This window comes from Streptomyces sp. NPDC088725 (genome assembly GCF_044751305.1).
GTDB lineage: Bacteria > Actinomycetota > Actinomycetes > Streptomycetales > Streptomycetaceae > Streptomyces.
In genome coordinates, this window is sequence record NZ_JBIVLO010000001.1 from 346,878 (window position 1) to 369,544 (window position 22,667).

The 22,667-nt window shown below is 71.7% G+C and carries 17 protein-coding genes; 7 read left to right on the forward strand and 10 right to left on the reverse strand.

Annotated elements, in window-relative coordinates:
- The first annotated feature begins 86 nt into the window (after window positions 1-86).
- Window positions 87-2,000 carry a 1-deoxy-D-xylulose-5-phosphate synthase gene (gene dxs / locus ACIP6N_RS01510; protein WP_401811937.1) on the forward strand — a complete coding sequence of 638 codons (1,914 nt, stop codon included), beginning with the start codon at window positions 87-89 and terminating at the stop codon, window positions 1,998-2,000.
- A gap of 256 nt (window positions 2,001-2,256) precedes the next feature.
- Window positions 2,257-3,717: an amino acid permease gene (locus tag ACIP6N_RS01515; protein WP_401811938.1), complete on the forward strand. Its 1,461-nt coding sequence runs from the start codon at window positions 2,257-2,259 to the stop codon at window positions 3,715-3,717.
- 48 nt (window positions 3,718-3,765) lie between these two features.
- On the opposite strand, the gene ACIP6N_RS01520 is transcribed toward ACIP6N_RS01515, so the two are convergent.
- The gene (locus ACIP6N_RS01520) at window positions 3,766-4,164 is read right to left on the reverse strand and encodes an NTP pyrophosphohydrolase (protein WP_401811940.1); all 399 of its coding nucleotides are present in this window, start codon (window positions 4,162-4,164) and stop codon (window positions 3,766-3,768) included.
- 104 nt (window positions 4,165-4,268) lie between these two features.
- Between ACIP6N_RS01520 and ACIP6N_RS01525 the strand changes: the two genes are divergently transcribed.
- Entirely contained in the window at window positions 4,269-5,345 is a 1,077-nt protein-coding gene (locus tag ACIP6N_RS01525; RefSeq protein ID WP_401811941.1) for a hypothetical protein, read from the forward strand.
- A 95-nt stretch (window positions 5,346-5,440) separates the two neighbouring features.
- Here the strand turns inward: ACIP6N_RS01525 and ACIP6N_RS01530 are convergent, their stop codons facing one another.
- The 5 genes from ACIP6N_RS01530 to ACIP6N_RS01550 form a co-directional block, all read right to left on the reverse strand.
- Window positions 5,441-7,573: a 3-hydroxyacyl-CoA dehydrogenase NAD-binding domain-containing protein gene (locus tag ACIP6N_RS01530; protein ID WP_401811942.1), complete on the reverse strand. Its 2,133-nt coding sequence runs from the start codon at window positions 7,571-7,573 to the stop codon at window positions 5,441-5,443.
- A complete protein-coding gene (locus ACIP6N_RS01535; RefSeq protein ID WP_401811943.1) occupies window positions 7,570-8,790 on the reverse strand; it encodes a thiolase family protein in 1,221 nt (406 codons plus the stop codon). Before ACIP6N_RS01535 ends, ACIP6N_RS01530 begins: the two co-directional genes overlap by 4 nt.
- Before the next feature lie 186 nt (window positions 8,791-8,976).
- Window positions 8,977-10,302, reverse strand: a complete 1,326-nt coding sequence (locus tag ACIP6N_RS01540; RefSeq protein WP_401811944.1) for an HRDC domain-containing protein — start codon at window positions 10,300-10,302, stop codon at window positions 8,977-8,979.
- A gap of 85 nt (window positions 10,303-10,387) precedes the next feature.
- Entirely contained in the window at window positions 10,388-11,047 is a 660-nt protein-coding gene (locus tag ACIP6N_RS01545) for a response regulator transcription factor (protein WP_041992049.1), read from the reverse strand.
- Between the two features lie 349 nt (window positions 11,048-11,396).
- Window positions 11,397-12,086, reverse strand: a complete 690-nt coding sequence (locus tag ACIP6N_RS01550) for a DUF3000 domain-containing protein (RefSeq protein WP_401811946.1) — start codon at window positions 12,084-12,086, stop codon at window positions 11,397-11,399.
- A gap of 91 nt (window positions 12,087-12,177) precedes the next feature.
- On the opposite strand from ACIP6N_RS01550, the gene hemE reads away from it, so the two are divergent.
- A complete protein-coding gene (hemE, locus tag ACIP6N_RS01555) occupies window positions 12,178-13,251 on the forward strand; it encodes a uroporphyrinogen decarboxylase (protein ID WP_401811948.1) in 1,074 nt (357 codons plus the stop codon).
- Window positions 13,252-13,341: 90 nt separating this feature from the next.
- On the opposite strand, the gene ACIP6N_RS01560 is transcribed toward hemE, so the two are convergent.
- Together ACIP6N_RS01560 and ACIP6N_RS01565 are read right to left on the reverse strand one after the other, a co-directional pair.
- Window positions 13,342-14,721, reverse strand: coding sequence for an FAD-dependent oxidoreductase (locus ACIP6N_RS01560; protein WP_401811949.1), 1,380 nt, complete (start codon window positions 14,719-14,721; stop codon window positions 13,342-13,344).
- Between the two features lie 53 nt (window positions 14,722-14,774).
- On the reverse strand, window positions 14,775-15,752 hold the full coding sequence (locus ACIP6N_RS01565) for a DUF4349 domain-containing protein (RefSeq protein ID WP_401811950.1): 978 nt from the start codon (window positions 15,750-15,752) through the stop codon (window positions 14,775-14,777).
- A 194-nt stretch (window positions 15,753-15,946) separates the two neighbouring features.
- On the opposite strand from ACIP6N_RS01565, the gene hemG reads away from it, so the two are divergent.
- Window positions 15,947-17,434, forward strand: a complete 1,488-nt coding sequence (gene hemG, locus ACIP6N_RS01570; RefSeq protein WP_401811951.1) for a protoporphyrinogen oxidase — start codon at window positions 15,947-15,949, stop codon at window positions 17,432-17,434.
- A 5-nt stretch (window positions 17,435-17,439) separates the two neighbouring features.
- Window positions 17,440-18,156 (forward strand): hydrogen peroxide-dependent heme synthase, encoded by a 717-nt coding sequence (gene hemQ, locus ACIP6N_RS01575; protein WP_401811952.1) that lies wholly within the window; start codon window positions 17,440-17,442, stop codon window positions 18,154-18,156.
- Between the two features lie 288 nt (window positions 18,157-18,444).
- Here hemQ and ACIP6N_RS01580 read toward each other — a convergent pair whose 3' ends face one another.
- A complete protein-coding gene (locus ACIP6N_RS01580) occupies window positions 18,445-19,932 on the reverse strand; it encodes a PLP-dependent aminotransferase family protein (protein WP_401811953.1) in 1,488 nt (495 codons plus the stop codon).
- Here ACIP6N_RS01580 and ACIP6N_RS01585 point away from each other — a divergent pair.
- Window positions 19,931-20,836 carry a DMT family transporter gene (locus tag ACIP6N_RS01585; RefSeq protein ID WP_401811954.1) on the forward strand — a complete coding sequence of 302 codons (906 nt, stop codon included), beginning with the start codon at window positions 19,931-19,933 and terminating at the stop codon, window positions 20,834-20,836. The two genes, ACIP6N_RS01580 and ACIP6N_RS01585, sit on opposite strands and share 2 nt — an antisense overlap.
- A gap of 59 nt (window positions 20,837-20,895) precedes the next feature.
- Here ACIP6N_RS01585 and ACIP6N_RS01590 read toward each other — a convergent pair whose 3' ends face one another.
- The gene (locus ACIP6N_RS01590; protein ID WP_401811956.1) at window positions 20,896-22,566 is read right to left on the reverse strand and encodes an alpha/beta hydrolase; all 1,671 of its coding nucleotides are present in this window, start codon (window positions 22,564-22,566) and stop codon (window positions 20,896-20,898) included.
- Between the last annotated feature and the right edge of the window lie 101 nt (window positions 22,567-22,667).

Genomic DNA, 22,667 nt, shown 5'->3' on the forward strand with positions numbered 1-22,667 from the left:
CCGCCCGCCGAACGAGCACGCGTACGGAACATTAGACTCGGCGGATCGGCAAGAAGCTCGACCAGCTCAAACGCAAGGAGGCACGGGTGCCGTTGCTGACCCACATCAGGGGACCGCGCGACCTGGACCGGCTCGGACCGGAGGAGCTGGACCAGCTGGCGGCGGAGATCCGGACGTTCCTCGTCGACGCCGTATCCAAGACCGGTGGCCACCTCGGCCCGAACCTGGGCGTCGTCGAGCTGACCATTGCCCTGCACCGCGTCTTCGAATCACCGAAGGACAGGGTTCTCTTCGACACGGGCCACCAGTCCTACGTGCACAAGCTGCTCACGGGACGTCAGGACTTCTCGAAGCTCAAGAGCAAGGGCGGCCTGTCCGGCTACCCCTCGCGGGCCGAGTCCGACCACGACGTCATCGAGAACTCCCACGCTTCCACCGTGCTGGGCTGGGCCGACGGCCTCGCCAAGGCCAACGAAGTCCTGAAGAAGGACGACCACGTGGTCGCGGTGATCGGTGACGGAGCGCTCACCGGCGGTATGGCCTGGGAGGCGCTGAACAACATCGCCGCCGCCAAGGACCGCCCGCTCGTCATCGTCGTGAACGACAACGAGCGTTCGTACGCGCCGACCATCGGCGGCCTGGCGAACCACCTCGCGACCCTGCGCACCACCGACGGCTACGAACGCTTCCTGGCCCGCGGCAAGGACATCCTGGAGCGCACCCCGGTCCTCGGCAAGCCCCTCTACGAGACGCTGCACGGCGCGAAGAAGGGCCTCAAGGACTTCATCGCACCGCAGGGCATGTTCGAGGACCTCGGCCTGAAGTACGTGGGCCCGATCGACGGCCACGACATCGAGGCGCTGGAGTCCGCGCTGCTGCGGGCGAAGCGTTTCGGCGGTCCCGTGATCGTGCACTGCATCACAGAGAAGGGCCGCGGCTACAAGCCGGCCGAGCAGGACGAGGCCGACCGCTTCCACGGCATCGGGCCCATCCACCCCGACACCGGTCTGCCCATCTCGGCCGCCGGCATGGACTGGACCTCGGTCTTCGGCGAGGAGATGGTCAAGCTCGGTCATGAGCGCGAGGACATCGTCGCGATCACCGCGGCCATGCTCCAGCCGCTCGGCCTGGAGAAGTTCGCGAAGGAGTTCCCGGACCGGGTGTACGACGTCGGCATCGCGGAGCAGCACGCCGCGGTCTCCGCGGCGGGTCTGGCGACCGGCGGCCTGCACCCCGTCTTCGCGGTGTACGCGACCTTCCTCAACCGCGCCTTCGACCAGGTCCTGATGGATGTCGCCCTGCACAATTGCGGTGTGACATTTGTCCTCGACCGGGCCGGCGTCACCGGTACGGACGGTGCCTCGCACAACGGCATGTGGGACATGTCGATCCTGCAGTGCGTGCCCGGCCTGCGGATCGCCGCCCCGCGCGACGCCGACCAGGTCCGCGCCCAGCTGCGCGAGGCCGTCGAGATCGAGGACGGCCCGACCGTGGTCCGTTACTCGAAGGGCGCGGTCGGCCCCGCGGTGGCGGCCGTCGCCCGGATCGGCGGCATCGACGTGCTGCGCAGGCCGGAGGAGGGCGCGGCGGACGTGCTGCTCGTCTCCGTCGGCGCGCTGGCCCCGATGTGCCTGGAGATCGCCGACCTCCTTGACAAACAGGGCATTTCGACCACGGTGGTCGACCCGCGCTGGGTCAAGCCCGTCGACGAGGCTCTGGTCCCGCTCGCCGAGCAGCACCGCGTGGTCGTCACCGTCGAGGACAACAGCCGCGTCGGCGGCGTCGGGTCCGCGGTCGCCCAGGCACTGCGGGACGCGGGGGTCGACGTACCCCTGCGCGACTTCGGCATCCCGCCGCGCTTCCTCGACCACGCCTCCCGCAAGGAGGTCATGGCCGAGATCGGGCTGACCGCGCCGGACATCGCCCGCCAGGTCACCGGCCTGGTCTCGAAGCTGGACGGCGGACTGATGGACTCCACCACGGAGATCACCCGCGACTAGGTTCCGGCGGTCTGCCGTTCTCGCGTGCCGCCGCCGGTGCCGCCGTTGTTACGTCTGATGGGTCGATCGGACCGCCCCGTAGGGATGGTCCGATCGACCCATCAGTGTGACTTTCCCATTTTCCGGGTACGCGGGTCCGCAACGTCCCACGTTCATTGCGCGGGGCAACGCGGAGACGGAAGGTACCCCGGTGAGTACGGAACAGGACAGAGGGCCAGTGAGCCCGGCGGAACCAGAGAGTCCGGCCCCGAAGGGCGTGTTCCGGACGAAAACGGTCGAGCAGTCGATCCAGGACACCGAGGATCCGGAGTTCGCGCTCAAGAAGTCCCTGTCCGCGCTCGACCTGACGGTCTTCGGCGTCGGAGTCATCATCGGGACGGGCATCTTCGTCCTCACCGGCAAAGTGGCCGCGCAGACGGCCGGCCCCGCCACCGCCCTCGCGTTCGTCGTCGCCGGCGTCGTCTGCGGTCTGGCCGCCCTCTGCTACGCCGAATTCGCCTCGACCGTTCCGGTCGCCGGATCCGCGTACACCTTCTCGTACGCCTCCCTCGGTGAACTCCCCGCCTGGATCATCGGCTGGGACCTGGTTCTCGAACTGGCGCTGGGCTGTGCGGTGGTGGCGGTCGGCTGGTCCGGCTACATCCGCTCGCTGCTGGACACCGCGGGCTTCCATCTCCCGGCCGGACTCTCCGGCACACACGGCGGACAGTTCGGCTTCGACCTGCCCGCCTGCCTCCTGGTGCTCGTCCTGACCGGCGTTCTCGTCGTCGGTATGAAGCTGTCCTCGCGCGTCACGAACGTCATCGTCGCCGTCAAGGTCACCGTCGTCCTGATCGTCATCCTCGTCGGCGCGTTCCTCATCACCGGCGCCAACTACAAGCCGTTCATCCCGCCGGCCCAGGCCACCGAGGGCGGTGGCGGGCTGAGCGCGCCGCTCATCCAGCTGATGGCGGGCTTCACCCCCAGCAACTTCGGCATCATGGGGATCTTCACCGGCGCGGCCGTCGTCTTCTTCGCCTTCATCGGTTTCGACATCGTCGCGACCGCCGCCGAGGAGACCAAGAACCCGCAGCGGGACGTTCCGCGCGGCATCCTCGGCTCCCTCTTCATCTGCACGATCCTGTACGTCGCCGTCTCGGTCGTCGTCACCGGCATGCAGCGCTACAACAAGCTGACGGTCGACGCCCCGCTCGCCGACGCGTTCAAGGCCGTCGGCCACCCCTTCTGGGCCGGGCTGATCAGCTTCGGCGCGGCGGTCGGGCTCACGTCCGTCTGCATGATCCTGCTGCTCGGCCAGACCCGCGTGTTCTTCGCGATGAGCCGGGACGGGCTGCTGCCGCGAGTGTTCTCCCGCGTCCACCCCAAGTTCGGCACGCCCTACCGCTCGACCATTCTCCTCGGCTCGATCGTGGCCGCCGTCGCCGGATTCACGTCCATCGACGAACTCGCCGAACTCGTCAACATCGGCACGCTGTTCGCCTTCATCGTGGTCGCGATCGGCATCCTCATCCTGCGCAAGAAGCGTCCCGACCTGCCGCGTTCGTTCCGCACCCCGCTGGTGCCCTTCGTCCCGATCCTGTCGGTGCTCGCCTCGCTGTGGCTGATGTTCAACCTGCCCGCCGAGACCTGGCTCCGCTTCGCCATCTGGATGGTCGTCGGATTCGTCGTCTACGCCCTGTACGGGCGCGGCCACAGCCGCCTCGGCAAGTCGGGCTGACCCAGGGCCTCTCCGTCCCGGCACGCGGTCTTGTGCCGGGACGGCCGGTCAGCCATCCGGTCCCGGGGCTTCGCGTACGGTCCTGGGGCCGGCGTACAGCGCGCCGTACGCCGCCACCCTCCGGCGCAGCTCCCGGTCGGCCGTGATGACGACGCACTCGCGCCCGTCCGCCGCATCCCCTGCGCACGCGGCCAGTTCCACGATCAGATCGTCGCCGCTGCCGGGCGCGGACTCGACCCGTACTTCAGGCAGGGACTCGACGCCCCGCGCCCGTCCCTCGACCACCAGCACGATCTCGGCAGGGCCGGGGTGGCCGGGCACTCCGTCGGCGGCGTACGCGACGAGACGGTCGCGCAGCCGTTCCGCCGCGCCGCGCCGGTCGCGCCACCATCCGTCGGGAACGGAACCGACGACATTGGCCGCGTCCACGATCAGCAGAGTCCGCACAACGCCAAGCCTGGCACAGCCCGGCCACGCGGAGGCCGCCGAGTCCTGGCCAACGGCCGCCGAGTACTATCAACACCTGTCTTTCCGGGCTCGAGAAGGTAGCAGTGGGCATCACCGTGGACAACACCCTCCCCGCGACCACGCGCTGGCTGTTGCGCGGCAAGGACGGCAGGCTCACGGCGTACGCGCCGGCCGCCGACGGCGTGCTGCGCTGGACGGAGAGCCGCGTGGGCGGCCCCGGCTGGTCGGGGCCCGAGCTGCTCGGCTTCCCCGGCATCCTGCCGTACGTGGCCGTCGCGCAGAGCCCCGAGGGCTACGTACACCTGGTGGTGCCCCGGGTGCGCCCGCGCACCGACGGGCCCGACGACCTGGATCTGCTGCACGCGCTCCAGTACCAGACAGGCCGTCCGATCCGGGCCTGGCAGACCATGGGCAACCCGCACGGCAAGGACCGCGAGGCAGCCGCGCGTATCGGCGCGCCCACGGCGGTCATGGACGGCTCCGGCCAGCTCCAGGTCTTCGTGCACAACGCGAAGGGCGGCTTCTCCGCCAAGCGGCAGTCGCCCACCGGCAAGATGCTCCCGTACGGCGGAGCCACGCCGGAGGACACCCCGGTCACCGGCCCGGTGGCCGCCGTGACGACCGACAACGGTGAGACCCACGTACTGGCCCCCGCCGACGGCACGGTGCTGCGCTGGCGGCTCGCGAAGGCCGACGCGAAGCCGGAGCGTGCGGAAGCGGAAACGGAACCGCAGGCCAAGGCCGAGCCGGGCACGATCACGGCCGAGCGCACCGGCCCCGGGCGCGCGACCTACTTCTGGCGGGATGTCGCCGACGGCACGGTCCGCGCATGGCGCCCGGGCGCCGACCCGGTCGCCCTGGACGGCCCCGGCACGGGACCGCCGGCCGTGCTCCGCACCCCGGTGGACGGCGTCGACTGCACGATCCTGGCCCAGCGCCGCACCGACGGCCGGCTCGCCATCGCGGCCTACCCGACGGAGGACGAGTCGGCCGGCCTCAACTGGACCACGACGGGCGAACCCTGCGCGGGCGCCCCGGCACTGGCCCTGGACGGCCGCGGCCGCATCGTCCTGGCCGCGATCGGCACGGACGGCGCCCTGCGAGTGGCCCGCCAGAAAGACGAACAGGGCCTCGCGCTCTCGGCCTGGACCCGCGCCTGACACGATCCCGGCGCACCGGCGCACCGGCGCAGCAAGGGAAGGGGCGGTACGGAATCTCTCCGTACCGCCCCTTCCTGTGACTGCCTCAGGACCCGCTACGCCGGGACGCTCGCCACGCCACGGGCCAGGAACAGCTTGCCGTTCACGCGCTGCGAGATGCCCTCACGGTCCAGGTACGGCGTCAGGCCGCCCAGGTGGAAGGGCCAGCCGGCGCCCGTGATCAGGCAGAGGTCGATGTCCTGCGCCTCCGCCACGACGTTCTCGTCCAGCATCAGGCCGATCTCCTGCGCCACCGCGTCCAGCACCCGGTCGCGCACCTGCTCCTCGGTCAGGACGGTGTCGCCCTGCTTGAGGAGCGCGGCGACCTCCGGGTCCAGTTCCGGTGTGCCCGAGTCGTGGACGTAGAAGCCGCGCTTGCCCGCCTTCACGACCGCGGCCAGGTTCTCCGAGACCGTGAACCGGTCGGGGAACGCGCCGTGCAGGGTCTCCGAGACGTGCAGGCCGATCGCCGGGCCCACCAGTTCGAGCAGGACCAGCGGCGACATCGGCAGGCCCAGCGGCTCGACCGCGCGCTCCGCGACGTCGACCGGGGTGCCCTCGTCGATCACGTTCTGGATCTCGCCCATGAAGCGGGTGAGGATGCGGTTGACGACGAACGCCGGGGCGTCCTTCACCAGGACCGCCGTCTTGCGCAGCTTCTTCGCCACGCCGAACGCCGTCGCCAGCGCCGCGTCGTCCGTCCGCTCGCCGCGGACGATCTCCAGCAGCGGCAGGATCGCGACCGGGTTGAAGAAGTGGAAGCCCACGACCCGTTCGGGGTTCTTCAGCTTCGACGCCATCTCGGAGACCGAGAGCGAGGAGGTGTTCGTCGCGAGGACCGCGTGGGCCGGGGCGACCGCCTCGACCTCCGCGAACACCTGCTGCTTGACGCCCATCTCCTCGAAGACGGCCTCGATGATGAAGTCCGCGTCGGCGAAGCCCTCCGCCTTGTCGAGCACACCGGAGACCAGCGCCTTGAGGCGGTTGGCCTTGTCCTGGTTGATACGCGACTTCAGCAGCAGCTTGTCGATCTCGCCGTGGACGTAGGAAACGCCCTTGTCGATCCGCTCCTGGTCGATGTCCGTCAGGACGACCGGGACCTCCAGGCGGCGCAGGAACAGCAGCGCCAGTTGCGAGGCCATCAGGCCCGCGCCGACGACGCCGACCTTCGTGACCGGGCGGGCCAGCGACTTGTCGGGGGCGCCGGCCGGCCGCTTGGCGCGCTTCTGCACGAGGTTGAACGCGTAGATGCCGGAACGCAGTTCACCGCTCATGATCAGATCGGCCAGCGCGGTGTCCTCGGCGTCGAAGCCGGCCTGGAGGTCACCGTCCTTGGCGGCGGCGACGATGTCCAGCGCGCGGTACGCGGCGGGCGCCGCGCCGTGCACCTTCGAGTCGGCGAACGCCCGGCCACGCTCCACGGCCTCGTCCCACGCCTCGCCGCGGTCGATCTCCGGGCGTACGACGTCCAGTTCGCCCTTGAGGACCGACGCGGTCCAGATGAGCGACTGCTCCAGGAAGTCCGCGCCCTCGAAGATCGCGTCGGCGATGCCCAGCTCGTAGACCTGCGCGCCCTTGAGCTGCTTGTTCTGGTTGAGCGCGTTCTCGATGATCACCTTGACCGCGCGGTCCGCGCCGATCAGGTTCGGCAGGATCGCGCAGCCGCCCCAGCCGGGGACGAGACCGAGGAAGACCTCGGGGAAGGAGAACGCGGGGGTCGCGGCGGAGACGGTGCGGTACTGGCAGTGCAGACCGACCTCGACACCGCCGCCCATCGCCGCGCCGTTGTAGTACGCGAACGTCGGCACGGCCAGCGAGGCGAGGCGCTTGAAGACGTCGTGGCCGCCCTTGCCGATGGCGAGCGCGTCCTCGTGGTTCTTCAGCAGCTCGACGCCCTTGAGGTCGGCGCCGACCGCGAAGATGAACGGCTTGCCGGTGAGACCGACACCGACGACCGTCCCCTCGGACGCCTCCTTCTCGACCTGGTCGAGCGCGGTGTTGAGATGCGCCAGCGACTGCGGCCCGAAGGTGGTCGGCTTGGTGTGATCCAGGCCGTTGTCCAGCGTGATGAGGGCGAAACGCCCGGCGCCGCCCGGCAGATCGAGGTGGCGTACGTGCGCCTCGGTCACGACCTCGTCGGGGAACAGCTCGGCCGCGCCCTTCAGGAGTTCAGCGGTGGTGCTGCTCACTTGGTGCCTCCGTCGAAGTGCGGGTTCTCCCAGATGACCGACGCGCCCATGCCGAAGCCGACGCACATGGTGGTCAGTCCGTAGCGGACATGCGGCTGCTCCTCGAACTGCCGCGCGAGCTGCGTCATCAGCCGTACGCCCGAGGACGCCAGCGGGTGGCCGAACGCGATGGCGCCGCCGTACTGGTTCACGCGCGCGTCGTCGTCGGCGATGCCGTAGTGGTCGAGCAGGGCGAGCACCTGGACGGCGAACGCCTCGTTGATCTCGAACAGACCGATGTCGGAGATCGACAGGCCCGCCTTGGCGAGGGCCTTCTCGGTCGCCGGGATCGGACCGTAGCCCATGACCTCGGGCTCTACACCGGCGAAGGCGTACGAGACCAGACGCATCCGCACCGGCAGGCCCTGCTCGCGCGCGAAGTCCTCGGCGGCGATCAGGGAGGCGGTGGCGCCGTCGTTGAGCCCGGCGGCGTTTCCGGCGGTGACCCGGCCGTGCGGACGGAACGGTGTCTTCAGACCGGCCAGCATCTCCAGCGTGGTGCCGGGACGCATCGGCTCGTCGGCGGTGGCCAGGCCCCAGCCCGTCTCGCCCGCCTCGGGACTGGTGCGGCGGATGGAGATCGGCACCAGGTCCTGCTGGATCTTGCCGTTGGCGTACGCCTTGGCGGCCTTCTCCTGCGAGCGGACCGCGTACTCGTCCGCGCGCTGCTTGCTCAGCTGCGGGAAGCGGTCGTGCAGGTTCTCGGCCGTCATCCCCATGAAGAGGGCCGAGTCGTCGACCAGCTTCTCGGACACGAAGCGCGGGTTCGGGTCCACGCCCTCGCCCATCGGGTGGCGGCCCATGTGCTCGACACCGCCGGCCACGACCACGTCGTACGCGCCGAACGCGATGGAGCCCGCGGTGGTCGTCACGGCCGTCAGCGCGCCCGCGCACATCCGGTCGATCGAGTAGCCGGGGACGGACTGCGGCAGTCCGGCGAGGATGCCGGCGGTGCGGCCGAGGGTGAGGCCCTGGTCGCCGATCTGGGTGGTCGCGGCGATCGCGACCTCGTCGATACGGCCCGGGTCGAGGTCCGGGTTGCGGCGCAGCAGCTCCCGGATCGCCTTGACGACGAGATCGTCGGCTCGGGTCTCGTGGTACATGCCCTTCGGGCCCGCCTTGCCGAACGGGGTGCGGACGCCGTCGACGAAGACGACATCCCTGACGGTACGAGGCACGATTGCTCTCCTCCAGGGTGCGGGGTGGCACTGCCGCGGGGCGCGCCGGTGACGCGCTTCCGCCCACCATGCTACTCGCGGGTAACTGACCTGCCCAGCCCCACCCCTTTTTCGGCCCCTGTACCCCGCGCCCCGCCCCTTTTCCGGGCCGCCGCCCCGCGCCCCGGCCTCGTCCGGTCTGGCTCCTCAGCTCCTGTCGTCGGGTGCCGGCGGCTGGGACGGCGGCACGGTCTTCGCCGGGGCCGACGCCGACAGCGCGCGCGTCAGCAGAGGCGCCACGTGCTCGACCTGCCACGCACGCGCGCCGTGTCCCGCCAGCGCCTCGGCCACGTTCTCCACCGACGGCTCACGCGGCGGCTCCCAGCAGACCCGGCGCACCGTGTCCGGCGTGATCAGGTTCTCCTGCGGCATGTTCAGCTGCTCGGCGAGCGCCGAGACGGCGGCGCGCGCCGCCGACAGCCTCGCCGCGGCCTCCGGGTCCTTGTCCGCCCAGGAGCGGGGCGGCGGCGGACCCGTCAGCGGCTGTCCCGGCTGCGGCAGCTCCGTGTCCGGCAGCGCTCTGGCCCGGTCGACCGCCGCCTGCCACTGTTCCAGCTGCCTGCGGCCCATACGGTGGCCGAAGCCGGGCAGCGCGGTGAGGGCGTGCACATTGACGGGCAGGGCGAGCGACGCCTCGATGATCGCCGCGTCGCCGAGCACCTTGCCGGGGGAGACGTCACGCCGCTGCGCGACCTGGTCGCGGGTCGTCCACAGCTCCCGTACGACGGCCATCTGCCGGCGGCGGCGCACCTTGTGCATCCCCGACGTGCGGCGCCACGGATCCTTGCGCGGCGGTGCGGGCGGGGCCGAGGCGATCGCGTCGAACTCCTGGAGCGCCCAGTCCAGCTTGCCCTGGCGGTCCAGATCCTTCTCCAGTGCGTCACGCAGGTCCACCAGCAGCTCCACGTCGAGCGCGGCGTAGCGCAGCCAGGGCTCGGGGAGCGGGCGGGTCGACCAGTCGACCGCGGAGTGGCCCTTCTCCAGTGCGAATCCGAGGACGTTCTCGACCATGGCGCCGAGGCCGACCCGCGGGTGCCCCGCGAGGCGGCCCGCCAGCTCGGTGTCGAACAGCCGGGTGGGAATCATGCCTATTTCCCGCAGGCACGGCAGGTCCTGGGTGGCGGCGTGCAGAATCCACTCCGTGTCGGCGAGTACGTCGCCGAGGGCGGAGAGGTCGGGGCAGCCGACCGGGTCGATCAGCGCGGTCCCCGCGCCTTCGCGGCGCAGCTGGACGAGGTAGGCGCGCTGGCCGTACCGGTAGCCGGAAGCGCGCTCGGCGTCGACCGCCAGCGGTCCTGTGCCCGCGGCGAAGGCCGCGATCACTTCGGCGAGCGCGTCATCGGTGGCGACCACCGGCGGAACGCCCTCGCGGGGCTCCAACAAGGGGATCGGCGCCGAATCGACGTCGTCCGGGGGAGCGCCCCCGGTGGTTCGCAGTGCTGGGTCTGCTGCGGTCTCTTGGGCGTCGGTCACCCGTCAAGGGTATCTGTGAACGGACGGCACCCGCCGACGGAACGTTCCGTCGGCGGGCGGTGGGGGAAAAGAGGGCGGGAAGCGGTCAGTGGATGATGCCGGTACGGAGGGCCACGGCGACCATCCCCGCCCGGTCGCCCGTGCCGAGCTTGCGCGCGATACGGGCGAGGTGGCTCTTCACGGTCAGTGCCGACAGGCCCATCGAGACGCCGATGGCCTTGTTGGACTGGCCTTCCGCGACCAGCCGCAGCACCTCGACCTCGCGCCCGGAGAGCTCGCGGTAACCACCCGGGTGGCTCGGGGCACCCGGGGGGCGGCGGTGCATCCGCTGTCCCGCGCCGATGGGGGCGGCGCCGGGGCGGGTGGGGTGGCCGATGTTGTTGCGTGTGCCGGTCACGACGTACCCCTTGACGCCGCCCGCGAGGGCGTTGCGCACCGCGCCGATGTCATCGGCGGCGGAGAGGGCGAGGCCGTTGGGCCAGCCTGCTGCCCGGGTCTCGGACAGCAGGGTCAGCCCGGAACCGTCGGGCAGGTGGACGTCGGCAACGCAGATGTCGCGCGGGTTGCTGACGCGGGGACGGGCCTCCGCGATGGACGAAGCCTCGATGACGTCACGTACTCCAAGGGCCCACAGGTGGCGGGTGACGGTGGAGCGGACGCGCGGGTCGGCCACGACGACCATGGCCGTCGGCTTGTTCGGGCGGTAGGCGACCAGGCTTGCGGGCTGCTCGAGGAGAACGGACACCAGGCCTCCTGGGGGAAGGTGCGGTACGGAGCCGGCTCTGGGGGGTGAGGCCGGGGCGGACCGTGCTTGAAGGGTCATTGACCTCTTCGGCATCAAACCCGTCGGCCTTTAGAGAATGATCACGATTCAGTGAGTAACAATTGGGGCAATTCGGACGGGTGCTCGATCGTCCTACGGCTGCGCCCCCGCCGAAGTCGTCCGAAACACACGGGGGAGATGGCGAAAACACGTGGGCGAGGCACCGCCGTGAGAGCGATCGAGAGGGCGGGATCGTGAACAGGGCGTGAAAAAGGTGCCCTGAAGGAGCGTCAGGGCACCTGTGTGCGTCGTCGGCCTCACCGGCCGCCGGTCAGGACACCTGCGGACCCCTCCGCTGCGGCAGCGACACCACACCGGCACCGACCCCGGTCTCCCCGGGGCCCGGCGCCGGCCCCGCCCCGACCGGCGGCAGCCCCGCCACCTGGCACAGCAGATCGCACCAGGCGGCCAGATGGGCCGCCGTGTCCGGCACACCGCCCCGGTCCTCCCGCGGCGTCCAGGACGCCCGGATCTCGATCTGCGTCGCGGGCCTGCGCTCCGCGAGCCCGCCGAAGTAGTGCGACCCGGCACGGGTGACGGTGCCGCTCGCCTCCCCGTAGGCCAGTCCGCGCGCTTCCAGCGCACCCGTCAGCCAGGACCAGCACACCTCGGGCAGCAGCGGGTCCGCGGCCATCTCCGGCTCCAGCTCGGCCCGTACGAGCGTCACCAGGCGGAAGGTGCCCCGCCACGCGTCATGCCCGTCCGGGTCGTGCAGCAGGACGAGGCGGCCGTCGGCCAGGTCCTCGTCGCCGTCGACGACGGCCGCCTCCAGCGCGTGCGCGTGCGGTGCGAGCCGCTGTGGAGGCCGGGTCGTCTCGATCTCGATCTCGGGGCGCAGCCGCGCCGTCCGCAGTGCTTCGACCGCCAGCCGGAACGCGGACGGCACGGATCCGCCCTCCGCGCTGTCCGTTGTGCCGGCGCCGTTGGAATGATCGGAAAACTGTCCCTGAGCCGCAGCCATGCGGGGAAGAGTAGGCGGAACGGGGCCCCGGCGCAGGGAGAGACACCCGTGCCGGGACAACCGCTTACCCGTACATGCGAAGATTCTGGTCGTGAGCGCCAATCTCCGCCCCTCGGGCCAGCAGCCGAAGAACCTTGCCACCTACGACTCCGCCTTCCTGAAGGCGTGCAGGCGTGAGCCCGTGCCGCACACCCCGGTCTGGTTCATGCGGCAGGCGGGACGTTCGCTGCCGGAGTACCTGAAGCTCCGCGAAGGCGTGCCGATGCTGGAGTCGTGCGCACGGCCCGAGATGGTCACGGAAATCACGCTCCAGCCCGTACGGCGCCACCGGGTCGACGCCGCGATCTACTACAGCGACATCGTCGTCCCCCTCAAGGCCATCGGTATCGACCTCGACATCAAGCCGGGCGTGGGCCCCGTCATCGCCGACCCGGTCCGCACCCGCGCCGACCTCACCCGGCTGCGCGACCTCACCCCGGACGACGTCCCGTACGTGACCGAGGCGGTCGGCATGCTCACCGCCGAGCTGGGCGAGACCCCGCTCATCGGCTTCGCCGGCGCGCCGTTCACGCTCGCGAGCTACCTCATCGAGGGCGGCCCGTCGCGGACGTACGAGCGCACCAAGGCCATGATGTACGGCGACCCGGAGCTGTGGACCGACCTGGTGGACCGGCTCGCGGAGATCACCGGCGCGTTCCTCAAGGTGCAGATCGAGGCGGGCGCGAGTGCCGTGCAGCTCTTCGACTCGTGGGCCGGTTCGCTCGCCCCCGACGACTACCGCCGCTACGTGCAGCCCGCCTCGGCCAAGGTCTTCGACGCGGTCGCCGGGTACGGCGTTCCGCGCATCCACTTCGGCGTCGGGACGGGCGAACTGCTCGGCCTGATGAGCGAGGCGGGCGCGGATGTCGTCGGCGTCGACTGGCGCGTACCGCTCGACGAGGCGGCCCGGCGCGTCGGGTCCGGCAAGACGTTCCAGGGCAACCTCGACCCGACCGTCCTCTTCGCGCCGACCGAGGTCGTGGAGACGAAGGCCCGCGAGGTGCTGGACGCCGCCGCCGGCCTGGAGGGGCACATCTTCAACCTGGGCCACGGCGTGATGCCGAGCACGGACCCGGACGCCCTGACGCGGCTGGTGGACTACGTCCACACGCAGAGCGCGCGGTAGGCCCTCCCAGGCCTCCGTGCGCGCCGCCCGCCGGGTCTCGCCGCCGCGCCGCACCGTCGCGTCTCGCGATACGCGACGGTGCGCCGCGCGTTACGCCGCGCCGTCGCGTACCGCCGTCGTCACCTTCCGGGCCGCCACCAGGACCGGGTCCCAGACCGGGGAGAACGGCGGGGCGTAGCCGAGGTCCAGCGCCGTCATCTGCTCCACCGTCATCCTGGCGGTGAGCGCGACGGCCGCGATGTCCACCCGCTTCGCCGAGCCCGCCCTGCCGACGATCTGGACGCCCAGGAGCCTGCCCGTACGCCGTTCCGCGAGCATCTTCACCGTCATCGGCTCCGCCCCCGGGTAGTAACCGGCCCGGTCGGTGGACTCGATGGTCGCGGTCACGAACTGGAGCCCCACCGCCCGCGCGTCCTTCTCGCGCAGCCCCGTGCGGGCGATCTCCAGGTCGCAGACCTTGCTGACGGCCGTACCGACCACGCCCGGGAAGGTGCTGTATCCGCCGCCCGCGTTCGCGCCGATGATCTGGCCGTGCTTGTTCGCGTGCGTGCCCAGGGCGATGTGGCGGGTCGTGCCCGACACCAGGTCGAGGACTTCCACGCAGTCCCCGCCCGCCCAGATGTTGTCGTGGCCGCGCACCCGCATCGCCAGATCCGTGAGCAGCCCGCCGTGCGGTCCGAGCGGGAGTCCGGCGGTGCGCGCCAGTTCCGTACGGGGCTCGACACCGATGCCGAGCACGACCACGTCCGCCGGATACTCCGCGTCCTCGGTGGCCACGGCGCGCACCCGGCCGTCCTCGCCGGTGAGGATCCGGGAGACCGCCGCGCCGCCGACGGTGGTGATGCCCATGCCGTCCATCGCGGTACGGACCAGCCGGCCCATGTCGGGGTCGAGGGTCGCCATCGGCTGCTCGCCGCGGTAGACGGCGGTCACGTCGTATCCGCGTCTGAGCAGCGCCTCCGCCATCTCCACACCGATGTACCCCGCGCCGACGACGACCGCGCGGCGGCCCTTCGTCCGCGAGAGCGTGTTGATCAGCGCCTGTCCGTCGTCCAGACCCTGCACGCCGTGCACGCCGGGCGCGTCGATACCGGGCAGCGGTGGCCGCACCGGACGCGCACCCGTCGCGACGACCAGCTTGTCGTACCCCGTCCAGCTCTCTTCGCCCGAGACGAGATCGCGGGCGCGCACCCGCTGCCCGGCCACGTCGATCCCGGTGACCTCCGTGCGCATCCGCAGGTCGATGCCGCGCTCGCGGTGCTCCTCGGGCGTGCGGGCGACCAGATCGCCGGGCCCCGCCACATCCCCGCCGACCCAGTACGGAATGCCGCAGGCGGAGTACGAGGTGAAATCGCCGCGCTCGAACGCGACGATCTCCAGGTCCCGGGGCCCCTTCATCCTGCGGGCCTGCGACGCGGCGGACATGCCCGCCGCGTCGCCGCCGATGACCACCAAGCGTTCCGCTGCCATGACGCGTCCCTTCGATCCGTATCCGCGAGGGAACGCTACGCGGAGCCGGCCGCTCAGTCCTGCTCGCGGGTCCCGTCCCCGGCGGACGCCGGTGCCCTGAGCGCGGAGGGGGCGTCGGGGTCCGTGGCCGGTGTCGTGCCGGTGCGGGCCCCCGGCGCGAGCCGTGCGGCGTGTACGGAGCGCCCCAGCCGCCACAGCGCGTAGAGCACACCGAGCCCCACGAGGAACGGCGCCACGGCGCCCAGCACCACCGCGATCCACCGCAGTGTGCCGGTGAACGCGTGCCAGCCGCCGCCCAGGGCGCCCATGAAGGTGGGACCGGTGCCGGCCTGCTGCCGGGCCGCCTTCGGCGCGGGCTCGGAGAGGTTGAGTGTGATGGTCGCCAGTGTGGTCCGGTCCTTGAGCGACGCCTGCTCGGCGAGCAGCGACTCCAGTGCCGACTGACGGGTACTCAACTCGCTTTCCAGTGTGACCACATCGGCGATGCTGTCGGCCTGGTCCATCAGCTTCCGTACCCGATCCACGCTCGCACGCTGGGACTTGACCCGGCTGTCGGTGTCGACCACCTGGCCCGTCACGTCCTTGGCATCGGCCTTCCGTGCCAAGAGTGTCCCGTTTCCAGCGAGTTGGTCCATGACCCGGTCGTACGCGCCCTGCGGTACGCGCAGTACGACGCGCGAGGTCACCTGCTTGTCCGGGTCGCGCGTCGTCGTCTCGTTCTCGACGAACCCGCCTGCCTCGCCGGCCGAGGAGCGGGCGAACGCGACCGCCTTCCGTGTGTCCTTGACCCGCACGCTGAGCGAGGCGGTACGGATCACATGAACGCCTGACGGCGCCGGAGCGGACTTCGACGTCTGCCCCGGCGTACCTCCCGGAGCCGGGGCCCCGGCTCCGGATACGGCCCCCTTCTGCCCGTCCTGCGCGGGCTGTCCGGCGGCGGGCCGGCCGCCGGCCGCGTCTGAGGCGTTGTTGTCCGCCGCGCTGCATCCGGCGAGCGCGAGTGAAGCGGTGAGCAGTGCTGCTGCGAACACGGGTATCGCCCGCATGGTGTCCCCCCAGGACAACGGTGAATGATGTCGGTTCGACGTGTGACCCCGGGGTGCGGGTTTCGTGTGTGTGGTACCGGAGTGGTCACGGTCGGGGCTCGGTCCGGTCGCGGCCGGGGTCTGCCGGTATGGGCGGCGGCGCCGGAGGAGTCCGGCGCGGGTTTTGAGAGAGTGGGGGCATGGAGCCGAGCACGCAGCACGCGGACACACACACCGGACACGTCGTCGTCATCGGAGGCGGTGTCGCCGGACTCGCCGCCGCGCACCGGCTGTTGAGCGCCGGAATCAGGGTCACACTGATCGAGGCGACCGACAGGCTCGGCGGAAAGCTGCGCTCGGGCGAGATCGAGGGGGTACAGGTCGACCTCGGTGCCGAGTCCATGCTCGCGCGCCGCCCGGAAGGCGTCGAGCTGGCCAGGGCCGCCGGACTCGGTGACCTGATCCGGTCGCCCACCACCGCCTCCGCCTCGCTCTGGAACCGGGGCGAGCTGCGCCCGATGCCCAAGGGGCATGTGATGGGCGTGCCCGGCGACCCCGCCGCTCTCGCCGGGGTGCTCTCCGCCGACGGGCTCGCCCGCGCCGCCCGCGAACCGGAGATCGGGCCCACCGAGGTCGGCGACGACATCGCGGTCGGGGCGTACGTCGCCGAGCGGCTCGGCCGCGAGGTCGTCGACCGGCTCGTGGAGCCGCTGCTCGGCGGGGTGTACGCGGGCGACGCGTACCGCATCTCCATGAAGGCCGCCGTGCCGCAGCTCTTCGAGGCCGTCAGGACCCACGACTCACTGCTCGCCGCGGTCCAGGGCATCCAGGCGAAGGCCGCCGCGCAGCAGGACCGGCAGGCCGCGGAGTACCGGGCCGCGGGTCGGCTCCAGCAGACCGGCGGGCCCGTCTTCGCGGGCATCGAGGGCGGCCTCGGCCGGCTGCCCGGCGCCGTCGCCGACTCCGTACGCGCGGCAGGCGGCGAGATCCTCATGGAGACGCCCGTGCGCGGTCTCACCCGGGCCGAGGACGGCTGGCGGATCCGTACCGACGAGCGGGTCCTCGCGGCGGACGGGATCGTCCTCGCCACCCCGGCCCCGGCCGCCTCCGCGCTGCTCTCCGAGGAATCGCCGACCGCCTCCGCCGAACTCGCCGGTGTCGAGTACGCCTCCATGGCGCTGGTGACGATGGCCTTCCGCCGCGCTGACCTCGACGCGATGCCGGAAGGCAGCGGCTTCCTCGTACCGCCCGTCGACGGCCACACCATCAAGGCGGCGACCTTCTCCACCCGCAAGTGGGGCTGGGTCTCCGACGCGGCGCCCGGCCTCTTCGTCCTGCGGACCTCCGTCGGCCGGTACGGCGAGGAGGAGCACCTGGGGCGCGAGGACGCCGACCTCGTCGACGTGTCGCTGAGCGATCTCGGCGCGGCCACGGGCCTCGCCGCGAAGCCGGTGGCCACCGAGGTGACCCGCTGGAGCGGCGCCCTCCCGCAGTACCCCGTGGGACACCTGGCCCGCGTCGCCCGGGTCCGCGAAGCCGTCGCCAAGCTGCCGGGACTGCGGGTCTGCGGCGCCGCGTACGACGGGGTCGGCATCCCCGCGTGCGTCGCGAGCGCCCGGCGGGCCGCCGACGAGATCATCGCCACGTCGACCCTGGCGAAGGGCACAGGACGCGGCGCGGGAGAATAGCCGTTATGACTGCTGCTCCAGAGAAGTCCCCGAACGCGGGCAAGAAGGCCAAGGACCTCAACGAGGTCATCCGCTACACGCTGTGGTCCGTCTTCAAGCTGCGTGATGTGCTGCCCGAGGACCGGGCCGGATACGCCGACGAGGTCCAGGAGCTGTTCGACCAGCTCGGCTCCAAGGACGTCACCGTGCGCGGCACGTACGACGTCTCCGGGCTGCGCGCGGACGCCGACCTCATGATCTGGTGGCACGCCGAGACCGCGGACGAGCTCCAGGACGCGTACAACCGCTTCCGCCGCACGAAGCTCGGCCGGGCACTGGAGCCGGTCTGGTCGAACATGGCGCTGCACCGCCCCGCCGAGTTCAACAAGTCGCACGTGCCGGCCTTCCTGGCGGACGAGACGCCTCGTAACTACGTGAGCGTGTACCCGTTCGTACGCTCGTACGACTGGTACCTGTTGCCCGACGAGGACCGCCGCAAGATGCTCGCGGACCACGGCAAGATGGCCCGCGGCTTCCCGGACGTACGCGCCAACACCGTGGCGTCGTTCTCGCTCGGCGACTACGAATGGCTGCTGGCCTTCGAGGCCGACGAGCTGTACCGCATCGTCGACCTCATGCGTCATCTGCGCGCCTCGGAGGCCCGGATGCACGTCCGCGAAGAGGTCCCGTTCTACACCGGCCGCCGCAAGTCGGTCGCGGATCTGGTGGCCTCGCTCGCGTAAGACCCCATGACGCGGTGGCCGGGAACGCCCTTGGCGGACCCGGCCACCCCGCCCGGAAGATCAGACGACCGGCGGCAGCTCCGGCTGACCGGCCGCTCGTCCAGCGACACCGGGTCCGGCTCCGGGTTCCCATCGGCCGCCGGCCCGCGGAACACGGCGGCGCGCGGGGAGGAATCTCATGCCTCCCCGCCCGCCGCCGTCCCGCGTCGGCGGCGGCCGATGGAACCCGGGTTGGCGCCTCCCCGTTTTTGAACCCGTATTTTTGAACCCCTCTGAAAGCGCCCGGAGTTAAGCTCCGGCCGGTTTCTGTTCCGCCGGGAGCGCGGGCTGCTGCGGGAAGGCCTGACGGAGTCGGCGGACTCCCTCCTCCAACTGCCCGGCGCCAGGGGTACCGACATAACTCAGCCGCAGGTGGGGAGCGGGCGCCTCGGCGGTGAAGTACGGTCCGCCCGCGGTGACCGCCACGCCCTGGCGCAGGGCGTTCGCGGTGAGAGCGGGCACATCCGTCCCGTCGGGCAGCCGAAGCCACAGATGGTATCCACCGTGCGGCGGCCGGTGCGGCACGAGCGCGGGCAGCTCGTCGCGCAGCGCGGTCAGCGCGGTGGTCCTGCGGTCGCGCAACGCACCGGCGAGCGCACGCAGATGACTGGTCCAGGCGGGCGAGCCGACCAGTTCGAGAGCGGTCTCCTGGAGCGGCCTGGGCACGAAGAAACTGTCCACGACCTGGATCGCGCGCAACCGCTCCAGCACAGGCCCGCGCGCGGACAGTGCGCCGATGCGCAGGCTGGGCGAGGTGGCCTTGGTCAGCGAACGTACGTGGACGACGACGCCGTCCGGATCGTCGGCGGCCAGCGGAAGCGGCAGCGGCGGGGAGTCCGCGTGCGCCAGACGGCGGGCGAAGTCGTCCTCGACGACGAACGCACCCGCCGACCGGGCGATTTCGAGCAGAGCGGTACGCCGCTGAGGCGACAGGACGGTCCCGGTCGGGTTGTGGAACAGCGGCTGGCACACGAACACCCGGGACCGGGTGGCCGCGAACGCCTCGGCCAGCAGATCGGTGCGCACCCCGTCGGCGTCGACCGGCACCGGAACGGGCCGCAGCCCGGCGGCGCGGGCGACGGCGAGCAGGCCGGGATACGTGGGCGATTCGACCAGCACGGGGGAGCCCGGCGCGGCCAGGGCCCGCAGAGCGGTGGTGAGCGCGCTCTGGCCCCCGGCGGTGATCAGGACGTCCGAGGCGCTGAGCGAGCCGCCGGGCCCGCCGATGTCGCGGGCGAACCAGTCCCGCAGCTCGGCCAGGCCCTCCACCGGGGGACGCGACCAGGTACCGGGCCTGCGGCCGGCCCGGGCCAGAGCGGCGGCGAGGGCCCGCTCCGGCCGGAGTGCCGCGTGCGGGTACCCGCCGTTGAGGTCGATGACCTCGGGTGGCGGGGTCGTGAGGGCGGCCAGGACCGCGGACGCGCCCGCGCCGCGACCGCCCGCGCCGAGCGTGCCGAACGGCGGATCCGCGCTCAGGGCCACCTCCTGCCAGGAGACGTCACCGACCGCACCGCTCGCGACACGGCGGGCGGCGGCCTTGAACACTCCGGCACCGGGCCGTGAGGTGACAAGCCCTTCGGCAGTGAGGATCGCGATCGCCCGGGAGACCGTCACCGGACTGACCTGGTGTCGTGCCACCAGCACCCTGCTGGAAGGAATTTTCTCTCCTTCCGGGTAGCGGCTCAACTCGTTCCGCAAGACTGCGGCCAGTTGAGCCACACTGCTACTGTCATTCATGACGATAGAAGATAGCGCTTCTCCCCTCTCGGCGATAGCGGTCGACAGGGGCGCGGGCACCCTCCTGGCCGCACTCGGCGTGGCGGCCTTCTCGTTCACCTTCCCGGCCACCGTGTGGGCCCTGGACGGCTTCGGCCCGTTCACCGCGACCGGCGTACGTGGCCTGCTGGCGGGGCTGCTCGCCGCGGTCTGCCTGTGCCTGGGCAGGGTGCCGGTGCCCGGACGGCAGCACTGGCCCGGCCTGCTCACGGTCGCCGGCGGCTGCGTCATCGGCTTTCCGCTGCTGACCACGCTCGCCCTGCGCACCTCCACCACCGCGCACTCGGCCGTCGTCATCGGCATGCTGCCGCTGGCCACCGCCACCGTCGCGGCCGCCCTGACCGGCCGGCGCCCGTCGCGCGCGTTCTGGACGGCCGCCGTCCTCGGCGCCCTGACCGTGGCCGCGTTCACCCTCCAGCAGAGCCATGGTCTGCCCACCCTGGGCGATGCGTACCTCTTCTGTGCCCTGCTGGTGTGTGCCGCCGGGTACGCGCAGGGCGGCCGGCTCGCCTCCCACATGCCCGGCTGGCAGGTAATCGCCTGGGGCGTTGTCGCGGCGCTGCCGGTGTCCGCGCTGGTCACGGCCCTCGCCCTGCCGTGGGAGCCGGTACACCTGACTACCAGGGCGGCCGTCGGCATGGCCTACCTCGCGGCGGTCTCCCAGTTCGGCGGGTTCGTCGTCTGGTACCGAGGCATGGCCGCCATCGGCGTACTCAAGGCGAGCCAGATCCAACTGGCCCAGCCCCTGATCACGCTCGTGTGGTCGGTCCTCCTCATGGGAGAACAGCTCTCTCCTCTCGCCGCCGTCACCGTCCTGATCGTGCTCGGCTGCATCGCGGCCACGCAGCGCGCCCGCGAGCGCTGACCCGGCGTCGGCGGGTGGCCACTGCGGAGGCCACCCGCTGGGCCTCTGCTCCCGGGCGGTCAGAAGCGAGGGGCCGGGCGGAGCCGCATTCGCAGGTCGGCGAGCTTGGTGGCCGGTTCCGGCGTTACCGGGTCCGGCTCCGCGTGCGGCGCGCATGCGGCGTCCGGTGCCGGGGTCTTTCCCGTCAGCAGGTAGTCGTTCACGTACGCGTTCACGCAGGTGTTGCTGCCGCCCACGAGGCCGTGGGTGCCCGCGTCCCGCTCGGTCACCAGGACGGCGCCCGGCAGACGGCTTCGCAGCTCCAGTGCCCCTTCGTACGGCGTGGCGGCGTCGCGTTCCGCCGCCAGGATCAGCGTCGGCGGGAGTTGTCCCGGCTCGGTGCGGACATCGAGCGGCTGCTGCTGCGGGGCCGGCCAGAAGGCGCACGGCAGGTTCATCCAGGCGTTGTCCCAGGTCTCGAACGGCGCGATCCGTGCCAGGTCGGTGTTGTCGCGGTCCCAGATCCGCCAGTCCGTCGGCCAGGGCGCGTCGTTGCACTCGACGGCGGTGTAGACGGCGTTGCCGTTCTCTGCCTCGGGCGCGGCCTGCGGCTGCGGCGCCGCCAGGGCGATCAGCGGCTTGGCGTCGCCCTTCAGGTACGCGGCGAGAGCCGTCGCGCGCGAGATCCAGTAGTCGTCGTAGTAACCGGCCCCGAGCATCGCGGCCTGCAACTGGCCGGGTCCCACCGTCCCTCCGGCCGGCTCACGCGCGACCCGGGAGCGCAACTCCTCGTAACTCGTCTGCACCGCACCGGCGTTGGCCCCCAGGTGGAACGTCGCGTCGTGCTTGGCGGCCCAGGTGCGGAAATCGGCCCAGCGCCGCTCGAAGGCGTTCGACTGGTCGAGGTTGTCGCGGTACCAGATCTGCCACGGGTCGGGGTTGACCGCCGAGTCGAAGACCATGCGCCGCACGTGCGACGGGAACAGGGAGGCGTAGAGCGCGCCGAAGTACGTGCCGTACGACGACCCCATGAACGTCAGCTTCCGCTCGCCGAGCGCGGCGCGCAGCACGTCGAGGTCGCGGGCGTTGTTGAGCGAGGTGTAGTGGCGCAGCGCGGGCCCCGCCTTCTCGGCGCAGCCCCGCGCGTACGCCCGGGCCTCGGCGATCTTCTCCCGCTTGTACGCCTCCGACGGGTGGCGCGGCGAACGCGTCGGGGCCTTGATGAATTCGGCGGGGTCCACACAGGACAGCGGGGCCGAGCGGCCCACCCCGCGCGGCGCGTAGCCGACGAAGTCGTACGCCTCGGCGATCCGCTTCCAGTCGGGCAGGGTCGCGGCCCGGGGGAAGTACATGCCGGAGGCACCGGGGCCGCCGGGGTTGAAGACGACCGCGCCCTGCCGCTGCTCCGCCTCGCCGCTCGCGTGGATCCGGCTGACGGTGAGGCTGATCGTGCGCCCTTCGGGCCGCGCGTAGTCCAGGGGGACCTGGACGGTGCCGCATGTGATCGGAGCGGGCAGCTTCTCGGCCTTGGGGCAGGCGCCGAACGTGATGCCCGCCGCTTCGGCGCGCGCGGCGGCCCGTACGACGCCTTCGGCCTCGCTCACGGTGGCGAGAGCCGGGGCCGGGTCGCTCGCAGCCGGAACGGCGCCCGGGGCCGGGGTGGCCGCGCCGTCCGCGGGGGCCGCGACGAGGGCCGTCAGGATCAGCGAGCCGAGGGTTGTCAGCGCTCCGTACTTCGCTACTGCTCTCATCGCGTTCCCTTCGTGCGCGCGGAAGCGGATCTGCCGCGTGGAAGGGAGACTCGGCAGTGCGCCGTGACTTGTACAGGACCTGGGTGCGGTGTCGTGGGCCG